Origin of the sequence: Rhodopseudomonas sp. BR0C11 (assembly GCF_010820945.1) — a bacterium.
Lineage (GTDB): Bacteria > Pseudomonadota > Alphaproteobacteria > Rhizobiales > Xanthobacteraceae > Rhodopseudomonas > Rhodopseudomonas palustris_H.
Genome location: NZ_QTKI01000192.1, coordinates 1 through 8,648 on the forward strand (window position 1 = coordinate 1; position 8,648 = coordinate 8,648).

General features: G+C 66.0%; 9 protein-coding genes. 5 read left to right on the plus strand and 4 right to left on the minus strand.

Annotated elements, in window-relative coordinates:
• The 3 genes from DYI24_RS15370 to DYI24_RS15380 all read left to right on the plus strand — a co-directional run.
• Positions 1 to 655 (plus strand): carboxyl transferase domain-containing protein (locus tag DYI24_RS15370; protein ID WP_283810863.1); only part of this gene is annotated, 655 nt, incomplete at its 5' end.
• Positions 656 to 671: 16 nt separating this feature from the next.
• On the plus strand, positions 672 to 2,687 hold the full coding sequence (locus tag DYI24_RS15375) for an acetyl/propionyl/methylcrotonyl-CoA carboxylase subunit alpha (protein WP_164572910.1): 2,016 nt from the start codon (positions 672 to 674) through the stop codon (positions 2,685 to 2,687).
• 117 nt (positions 2,688 to 2,804) lie between these two features.
• A complete protein-coding gene (locus DYI24_RS15380) occupies positions 2,805 to 3,725 on the plus strand; it encodes a hydroxymethylglutaryl-CoA lyase (protein WP_164572911.1) in 921 nt (306 codons plus the stop codon).
• A 102-nt stretch (positions 3,726 to 3,827) separates the two neighbouring features.
• On the opposite strand, the gene DYI24_RS15385 is transcribed toward DYI24_RS15380, so the two are convergent.
• Genes DYI24_RS15385 through dctP form a run of 3 tightly spaced genes read right to left on the minus strand, consistent with a single transcriptional unit; the run spans position 3,828 to position 6,750 of the window.
• Positions 3,828 to 5,186, minus strand: coding sequence for a TRAP transporter large permease (locus DYI24_RS15385; protein WP_164572912.1), 1,359 nt, complete (start codon positions 5,184 to 5,186; stop codon positions 3,828 to 3,830).
• Positions 5,183 to 5,734 (minus strand): TRAP transporter small permease, encoded by a 552-nt coding sequence (locus DYI24_RS15390; protein ID WP_164572913.1) that lies wholly within the window; start codon positions 5,732 to 5,734, stop codon positions 5,183 to 5,185. Before DYI24_RS15390 ends, DYI24_RS15385 begins: the two co-directional genes overlap by 4 nt.
• A complete protein-coding gene (gene dctP / locus DYI24_RS15395; RefSeq protein WP_107344528.1) occupies positions 5,731 to 6,750 on the minus strand; it encodes a TRAP transporter substrate-binding protein DctP in 1,020 nt (339 codons plus the stop codon). The genes DYI24_RS15390 and dctP overlap by 4 nt, the downstream gene beginning before the upstream one ends.
• Positions 6,751 to 7,017: 267 nt before the next feature.
• Between dctP and DYI24_RS15400 the strand changes: the two genes are divergently transcribed.
• Positions 7,018 to 7,257: a pentapeptide MXKDX repeat protein gene (locus DYI24_RS15400; protein WP_164572914.1), complete on the plus strand. Its 240-nt coding sequence runs from the start codon at positions 7,018 to 7,020 to the stop codon at positions 7,255 to 7,257.
• Positions 7,258 to 7,300: 43 nt separating this feature from the next.
• Here the strand turns inward: DYI24_RS15400 and DYI24_RS15405 are convergent, their stop codons facing one another.
• Entirely contained in the window at positions 7,301 to 7,615 is a 315-nt protein-coding gene (locus DYI24_RS15405) for a hypothetical protein (RefSeq protein ID WP_246701272.1), read from the minus strand.
• A gap of 57 nt (positions 7,616 to 7,672) precedes the next feature.
• Here DYI24_RS15405 and DYI24_RS15410 point away from each other — a divergent pair.
• Positions 7,673 to 8,648 (plus strand): outer membrane protein (locus DYI24_RS15410; RefSeq protein WP_349627784.1); only part of this gene is annotated, 976 nt, incomplete at its 3' end.

The window sequence follows — 8,648 nt, forward strand, 5'->3', positions numbered from 1 at the left end:
GTTCAAGAAGCTGTACGGCCAGACGCTGGTGTGCGGCTTTTCGCATATCTGGGGCTTTCCGGTCGGCATCATCGCCAACAACGGCATCCTGTTCAGCGAAAGCTCGCTGAAGGGCGCGCATTTCATCGAGCTGTGCTGCCAGCGCGGCATTCCGCTGGTGTTCCTGCAGAACATCACCGGCTTCATGGTCGGCAAGAAGTACGAAGCCGGCGGCATCGCCCGCGACGGCGCCAAGCTGGTGACCGCGGTCGCCACCGCCAATGTGCCGAAGTTCACCGTGGTGATCGGCGGCTCTTACGGCGCCGGCAATTACGGCATGTGCGGACGGGCGTATTCGCCGCGCTTCTTGTGGATGTGGCCGAACGCGCGGATCTCGGTGATGGGCGGCGAGCAGGCCGCGATGGTGCTGAGCCAGCTCCGCCGCGACAATATCGAGGCCAAGGGCGGCGCGTGGAGTACGGAGGAGGAGGAGGAATTCCGCTCGCCGATCCGCGCGCAATACGAGACGCAAGGTAGCCCGTACTACGCGACCGCGCGGCTGTGGGATGACGGCGTCATCGATCCCGCCGACACGCGGCTGGTGCTGGGCCTTGGACTATCCGCGTCGAGCAATGCGCCGATTGAGCCGACCAAGTTCGGCCTGTTCCGGATGTGATGATCAGGATCTGATGATGACCAGCACCGCCCTGTATCGTCGCTTCCGCACGCTCCTGATCGCTAACCGCGGCGAGATCGCCTGCCGCGTCATCCGCACCGCGCGCGCGATGGGCCTCCGCACTGTCGCGGTGTACTCCGAAGCCGACGCCGGTGCGCAGCACGTCGCCGAGGCCGACGAGGCCGTGCTGCTTGGCCCGGCGCGGGCCCGCGACAGCTATCTGAACATCGAACGTATCATCCAGGCTGCCAAGCAGACCGGCGCCGAGGCGGTGCATCCCGGCTATGGCTTCCTGTCCGAGAGCGCCGAGTTCGCGCAGGCCTGCGCGGATGCAGGCCTCGTATTCGTCGGGCCGACGCCGGAGATGATCACCGCGATGGGCTCGAAATCGGGCTCCAAGGCGCTGATGGAAAAGGCCGGCGTGCCGCTGGTGCCGGGCTATCACGGCGCGGCGCAGGACGAGGCGACGCTCGCAGGCGCTGCCGACAAGATCGGCTTTCCGGTGCTGGTGAAAGCCTCGGCCGGCGGCGGCGGACGCGGCATGCGGGTGGTGCGCAAGGCCGACGAACTTGCCGCCGCGATCGTCAGTGCCAAGCGCGAGGCCAAGGCGGCATTCGGCGACGATACGCTGCTGATCGAGCGCTATGTCGACAATCCGCGCCATATCGAGGTGCAGATCGTCGGCGACAGCCACGGCAATCTGGTGTCGCTGTTCGAGCGCGAATGCACGCTACAGCGCCGCCACCAGAAGGTGATCGAGGAGGCGCCGTCGCCGACGCTCGACGCCGCGCAGCGCGAGACGGTTTGTGCCGCGGCGCGGCGCGCGGCAGGCGCGGTGAACTACGTCGGCGCCGGCACCATCGAGTTCGTCTCCGACGGCAAGGACGTGTTCTTCATCGAGATGAACACCCGCCTGCAGGTCGAGCATCCGGTGACCGAACTGATCAGCGGTGTCGACCTCGTCGAATGGCAGCTTCGCGTCGCATTCGGCGAAGCGCTGCCGCTCAAGCAGGATCAGCTCCGGCTCAACGGCCACGCCATCGAGGCGCGGGTTTATGCCGAGAATCCGGCGAAGAACTTCATGCCATCGGTCGGCAGGATCACTACCTGGCGGACGCCGGCCGAGGTCGACGGCCTGCGGATCGACGCCGGCTATCGCGGCGGCGACAGCGTGTCGCCGTATTACGATGCGATGCTCGCCAAGGTGATCGCCTGGGCGCCGACCCGTCAGGCGGCGATCGACCGGCTCGACCGCGGCCTCAACGAGACCGATGTCCGCGGCGTCGTTACCAACATTCCGTTTCTATCGGCGCTGATCACGCATCCCGAGGTGCGCGCCAACGCGATCGATACCGGCTTCATCGAGCGCCATCTCGCAGCGCTCACCGCGGCACCGAACGCGCTCGGCGATCTCGAACTCGCCGCCGCGGTTGCGGCGATCCTGCGCGGCGAGGATGAAGCTGCCAAGGCCGACGGCGCCTCGCCGTGGCGGACGTCCGGCTGGATGCCGGTCGGCCGGCGCAAGCGCTCGTTCCTGTTCCGCCGCGGGCAGGGGCATGAGCACACCGAACACAAGATCGAACTCACCTATGGCGGCGGCACGTCGGCGCTGAGCATCGCGGGCCGCGAGCTTGCCTTCGCCTGGACCGCTGCCGGCGACGGCATCGATGTGGCCCTCGACGAAACGCGCTCGCGCGTGCAGGCGTTGATCGATGGCGCCGAACTATACGTGCGGACGCGCCATGGACGGTTCGAGCTGCACCTGGTCGATCCGTTCGGCGGCGAGAGCGAGGAGCAGACCGGCGAAGACAAGATCGTCGCACCGCTGCCCGGCACCGTGGTGGCGCTGCTCGCCGAAGCCGGGGCCAAGCTCGACAAGGGCGCGCCGATCCTCACGCTCGAAGTGATGAAGATGGAGCAGACCCTGCGCGCGCCGTTCGCCGGCACGCTGACGGCCGTGAAGTGCAAGGTCGGCGACATCGTCCAGGAAGGCGCCGAGCTCGCGGAAGTCGAGCCGGATGCAGAGGAATAACCACCGCCGTCATGGCCGGGCTCGTCCCGGCCATCCACGCCTTTGGGCGTTGATCCGGTGAAAGGCGTGGATGCCCGGCACATGGCCGGGCATGACGAAGTAATACCTGGAGGGCGCATGACCGACACCATCCGCATCGTCGAAGTCGGCCCGCGCGACGGGCTGCAGAACGAGAAGACGCCGGTCAGCGTCGCCGATCGCATCGCCTTCGTCGAGGCGCTGGTTGCGGCGGGGCTGTCGACCGTCGAGGTCGGCGCGTTCGTGTCGCCGAAGGCGATCCCGCAGATGGTCGGCTCCGACGAGGTGCTGCGCGCCTCGCTCAAGCTGCCGGGCGAATTCCATGTGCTGGTGCCGAACGAGAAGGGCTACGACGCCGCCCGCGCCGCCGGTGCGCAGGTCGTCGCGGTGTTCGCCTCGGCCTCCGAAGGATTTTCGCGCGCCAACATCAACTGCTCGGTGGCGGAGTCGATCGAGCGGTTCAGGCCGGTGCTGACGCGCGCGCAGGCCGACGGCGTCAAGGTCCGCGGCTACATCTCGTGCGTGCTCGGTTGTCCGTTCGACGGCAACGTGCCGGTGCAGGCGGTGGTCGATGCCGCGACCACGCTGTGGGATCTCGGCTGTTACGAGATCTCGCTCGGCGACACCATCGGCGTCGGCACGCCGAAGAAAGTTCGCGAGCTGCTGCGCGCCTGTGCCGAGGCGATCCCGATGCAGTCGCTCGCCATGCACTTCCACGACACCTACGGCCAGGCGCTCGCCAATCTCTATGCCGGACTGGAAGAGGGCGCCCGCGTGATCGACAGCGCCGCCGGCGGCCTCGGCGGCTGCCCCTATGCGCCGGGCGCCACCGGCAACGTCGCGACCGAGGATGTGCTCTACATGCTGGAAGGCATGGGCGTTCCGATGGGCGTCGACATGGACAGGCTGATCGCCGCGACCAACAGCGTCGCCGCACTGCTCGGCCGCCCGCCGGTCAGCCGCGTCGTCAATGCGCTGAATGCGAAGAAGAGACACGCCACAGGCACATCGTCATCCTGAGGCGCTCGCCGCGTCAGCGGCGAGCCTCGCAGGATGGGCCTCGTTGCCGCCGTCGCCCTTCGAGGCTCGCTGCGCTCGCACCTCAGGGTGACGGCTACATTCTCATCGCACGCTCTCCGGCCCCATCACCAGATCCGGCAGCCAGGTCGAGATCCCGGGCACCAGGCACAGCAGCAGCACCGCGAACATCATCAGCAGCACGAACGGCAGCGTGCCCCAGATCACCTCGGACAGCGGGATGTCGGGGGCGACGTTGCGGATGACGAAGATGTTGAGGCCGACCGGTGGATGGATCAGGCCCATCTCCATCACGATGGTCATCACCACACCGAACCAGATGATGTCGAAGCCGGCGGCGCGCAGCGGCGGCAGGATGATCGGCGCGGTCATCAGGATGATCGACACCGGCGGCAGGAAGAAGCCGAGCACCACCACCAGCGCCAGGATCGCCACCAGCAGCCCCCAGCGCGGCAGCTGCATCGCCACGATGGCTTCGGCGGCCGACTGCGAGATGTGCAGATAGCTCATCACGTAGGAGTACAGCAGCGACATGCCGATGATCATCATCAGCATGGTCGACTCGCGCACCGTCGAGGTCATGATCGGCGACAGGTCGGAAGGCTTCCACACCCCATAGATCAGCGCGATCAGCAGCAGTGCCAGCAAGCCGCCGAGACCTGCGGTTTCCGACGGTGTCGCGTAGCCGCCGTTCAGCGCGATCATCACGCCGGTGAGCAGGATGACTAACGGCAGCACCCGCGGCAGCGCGCCGAAGCGCTGCGCCATAGTGTAGGTCTCGCGGGTGAGGATCGGCGAGGTCTGGCCGGTCTGGTCGTACAGCTCTTTGGCCAGCGCATATTCGCGGCGGAAGCGAACCACCGCATACAGGCCGAACAGCACCACCAGCAGCAGGCCCGGGCCGATGCCGGCGAGGAACAGCCGGCCGAGCGACTTCTCGGCCGCGACTGCGAACAGGATCATGGTGATCGACGGCGGCAGCAGGATGCCGAGGGTGCCGCCGGCCGCAATGATCCCGGCCGCGAAGCCGCCGGAATAACCGCGCTTGCGCATCTCGGGGATGCCGGCCGAACCGATCGCCGAGCACGTCGCCGGCGATGAGCCGGCCATCGCGGCAAACAGCGCGCAGGCGAACACGTTGGCGACGCCGAGCCCGCCGGGCACGCGATGCAGCCAGGCGTGCAGAGCAGAGTACAAATCCTGGCCGGCGCGGGATTTGCCGATCGCCGCGCCCTTGAGGATGAACAGCGGGATCGACAGCAGCGTGATCGACGCCATCTCCTCGTAGACGTTCTGCGTCACCGTATCGAGCGAGGCGTGCGGCATGTAGATCGCCATGAACACCAGCGCGACGGCGCCGAGCGCAAACGCGATCGGCATGCCGGAGAACATCGCCGCCAGCGTGGCGAGGCCGTAGCTGATACCAATACCGAGGACTGTCACGCGCGCCTGATCCTGCCGAATGAGTTCACGATCTGCACCGCGATCTGCAGGCACAGCAGTGTCATGCCGGCGGCCATCAGCGCGTAAGGGATGGCGAGCGGCGGCGACCAGATCGAATTCGAAACCTGGCCGTCGACATAGGCCTCATGCGTCAGCGTCCAGGATTTCCAGGCGAAGAAGCCGCAGAAGGCGAGGCTGGCGATGTCGACCAGAAAAAGGCGAACGCGGTTCACCGCCGGCGGCAGCAGGCCGGTGAACGCCTCGATGCCGATATGGCCGCGCTGGCTTTGCACGAAGGCGGCGGTGAGGAAGGTGGCGCCGACCAACAGAAACACCGCGGCCTCGTCCTGCCAGTAGGTCGCGCTGTGGAACAGGCTACGCACCGCCACGCTGTAGCTGAGGATGCCGCAGGCGACCACCAGCGCGATCGCCGCGAGCACCAGGATGGCGCGGTTCACCAGCGCCAGCACATGGCCGAGCGGGCCGCCGGTCTCGCGCTGCGCGGCGCTGGTCGGGTCCGGCTGGCCCGGCACGGGTCCGTGCATCATGCCGCGTCGGTCGCGAGCTTGAGCAGGCTGGCGCAGGTCGCGGTCTTCTTGCCGTAGTCCTTCCACGCGGTGTCGCGCGCGATCGCGGCCCACTTCTCGACCGTGGCGGCGTCAAGCTTGTCGACCTTGGCGCCGGCCTTCTCATACACCTTGGCGACTTCGATATCGTCGGCCTGCGCGCCTTGCTTGCCGAACGCTTCGAGCTCGGCGCCGACCGATAGGATGATGTCCTGATGGTTCTTCGGCAGCTTGTCGAAGATCGCCTTGGACATCATCAGCGGCTCGAGCATGAACCAGTAGGAAGCGTCGGCGCCGGAGGTCAGATGCTTGGCGACTTCTTCGAGCCGGAACGAGATCAGGCTGGTGGACGAGGTGATGCCGGCATCGCAGGCGCCGGTCTGCATCGCGGCGTAGATTTCGTTGGAAGGCACCGACAGCACCGCGGCGCCGGCCTGCTGCAACACCATGTCCATCTCGCGCGAGCCGCCGCGAACCTTGAGGCCCTTGGCATCGTCGGGCGACAGCAGCGCCTTGGAGCGGCTGGCGACGCCGCCGGCCTGCCACACCCAGGTGACCAGCACGATGCCCTTGTCGGCGAGGAAATCGGTCAGCGCCTTGCCGACCGGCTTGGTCTTCCACGACAGGCCTTGCTCATAGGTCGAGACCAGTCCCGGCATCAGGCCGATATTGGTCTCCGGGACTTCGCCGCCGGCATAAGGCATCGGATACAGCGACAGGTCGAGCGCGCCTTTGCGCATCGCCGAGAACTGCGCGTTGGTCTTGATCAGCGATGAGCCGGGATAGACTTCGCCGACTAGTTCGCCGCCGGAGCGCTTGCTGATTTCCTCGGCGAACTTGCGGCACAGCCGGTCGCGGAAGTCGCCTTTGTCGATGGTGCCGCCGGGAAACTGATGCGAGATCTTCAGCGTCGTTGCCGCCTGCGCCGAGCCGATCCCGTATTTCAGGACCGCGGGCGCTGCCAGTGCGGAGACGAGGAGGTGGCGGCGTGACAGCATCGTTTCTCTCCCGATCATTTTCTGTTGTTTGAATCGCTAAAGCATTGGTCGCTGAGCGGTCAAGGCGGGAGGCGGCGATCCGGCCGATTGCGACAGGTTTTGTTAGTTGCAGTGCGGCGCGGGTGTTGTTGCGGTGCCGAACCACCGTTGTCCCGGATAGCTGCGACCGAGAATTATTTCGGCGCGGCGTAACATGCCGGGTTCCCAATCCGTCGAGCAAGAGGGCGGCAGTCGCCGCACCGATCGATTTCGACAAGGATATATCACATGACCCGCACCCGCATCGTTCTCGCCCTGATGGTCGCCGCGTTCTCCTCCAGCCTCGCGATGGCGCCGGCCGCCTACGCGATGGACAAGATGGAGAAGAAGGACGGCATGGCTCACGACTCCATGGCCAAGGACTCGATGAGCAAGGACGGCATGAAGAAAGATACGATGGCGAAGGACGGCATGAAGAAGGATGCCATGTCCAAAGATGGCATGTCCAAGGACCAGATGAAGAAGTAGTTCGCATCGCCCGTGACGAGGGCGACGAACGTTCGTCGTCCGCTTAGTCCGTCACCAGCAGCCGTAGCGTGGCCCGAAAGCTGACGCTGCGGCTGCCGATCAGCGACGTGCCGAACACCTCGGACTCATCATCAACGAAGCTGCGGGAGAACCCGGTCGTCACGTCGTGTCCGGAGAACAGCGGTCGCCCCGGCGTCTCGCTGTAAGGTGTGTGTTGCCGTGTCAGCAGCTCGCCTTTCCAGCGGCCGTCGGCGACGGTGTAGTAGCCGGTAGTGAAGAAATACGGATCGCCGCCGAGCAGCCGGCCATTGCGCAGCAGGATCACGCCGTTCGAACGAGCGCGGATGCCGTCGAGCATCCGGATGTGAATTGAGTACATCCCGTTCCGCATCGTCCTGCCTCGTACCTTTCCTAAGTGTGCCGAGACCAGCCCTGCTCACAACCTTCGCTGAGTTTTGCGCGGCAGCGTACGGCTGCGGAACTGTGTTGTGTTCTGCTCAGTCACCATGCGCGCGTGACCGTAGAGTTCCCTGACAGAATCATGTTTGCCCTGGATTGGGTGGTGCGCTTTTCGAGCGAGGGGGACACGATGAAGCAGGTTCCAGCGTGGCTGAGTGTGTGGTCGATCGTGGCCGTTGGATGCAGCGGCGCGCACGCTGCCGATCTGCCGTCTGCTCCGTTTCCGTCATCAGCAGTTGCCGTCACGAACTGGACCGGCTTCTACGTCGGCACCCACGTCGGCGCCGCCGCGTCGGATAGCGCCTGGAACAGCATCTCGGGCGGCGGTGCCGCGCTGGCCGCAGAGGCCTTCTACGGCCATGGCGTGAGCGGCAATGCGATCGCCGGCATTCAAGGCGGCTACAACGCGCAGTTCGGCAGTTACGTGCTCGGCATCGAAGGCGATGCCAGCTTCGGTTCCATCAACGGCCTGGCGCGATGCCTGCGCGGCACCTATGCCTGCACCAGCAGGATCGATGAGCTGTGGACGCTGGCCGCACGCTTCGGCTACGCCGCAGGCGATTTACTGTTCTATGGCAAGGCCGGCGCCGCTTGGGCCGATGTCAATCGCCGGATGGTCAGCGGCAACTTCGTCAATGTGCTTGAAGCGTCCGAGACGCGCACCGGCTGGCTGCTCGGCGCCGGCGTCGAATACGCCTTCCTGCCGGGCCTGTCGGGCAAGATCGAGTACAACTACGCAGATTTCGGCAATCGCTCACTGACGATGGCCGATCAGTTCGGCGACGTATCGAACGTGTCGATCGGCCAGACCGCGCACTTGGTGAAGGTCGGCCTCAACTACCGGCTCGGCGCAGCCTCGGTCAGCGCCGCGCCGCTCCCGGGAGTTCCGCTGCCGCAGTGGAGCTGGACCGGGATCTATCTCGGCGTTCATG

What these genes read in the sequence shown, in the direction of transcription:
- DYI24_RS15375 (WP_164572910.1), top strand. Translation starts at nt 672, where the DNA reads ATGACCAGCACCGCCCTGTATCGTCGCTTCCGCACGCTCCTGATCGCT.
- DYI24_RS15380 (WP_164572911.1), top strand. Translation starts at nt 2,805, where the DNA reads ATGACCGACACCATCCGCATCGTCGAAGTCGGCCCGCGCGACGGGCTG.
- DYI24_RS15390 (WP_164572913.1), bottom strand. Translation starts at nt 5,734, where the DNA reads ATGATGCACGGACCCGTGCCGGGCCAGCCGGACCCGACCAGCGCCGCG.
- dctP (WP_107344528.1), bottom strand. Translation starts at nt 6,750, where the DNA reads ATGCTGTCACGCCGCCACCTCCTCGTCTCCGCACTGGCAGCGCCCGCG.
- DYI24_RS15400 (WP_164572914.1), top strand. Translation starts at nt 7,018, where the DNA reads ATGACCCGCACCCGCATCGTTCTCGCCCTGATGGTCGCCGCGTTCTCC.
- DYI24_RS15405 (WP_246701272.1), bottom strand. Translation starts at nt 7,615, where the DNA reads ATGCTCGACGGCATCCGCGCTCGTTCGAACGGCGTGATCCTGCTGCGC.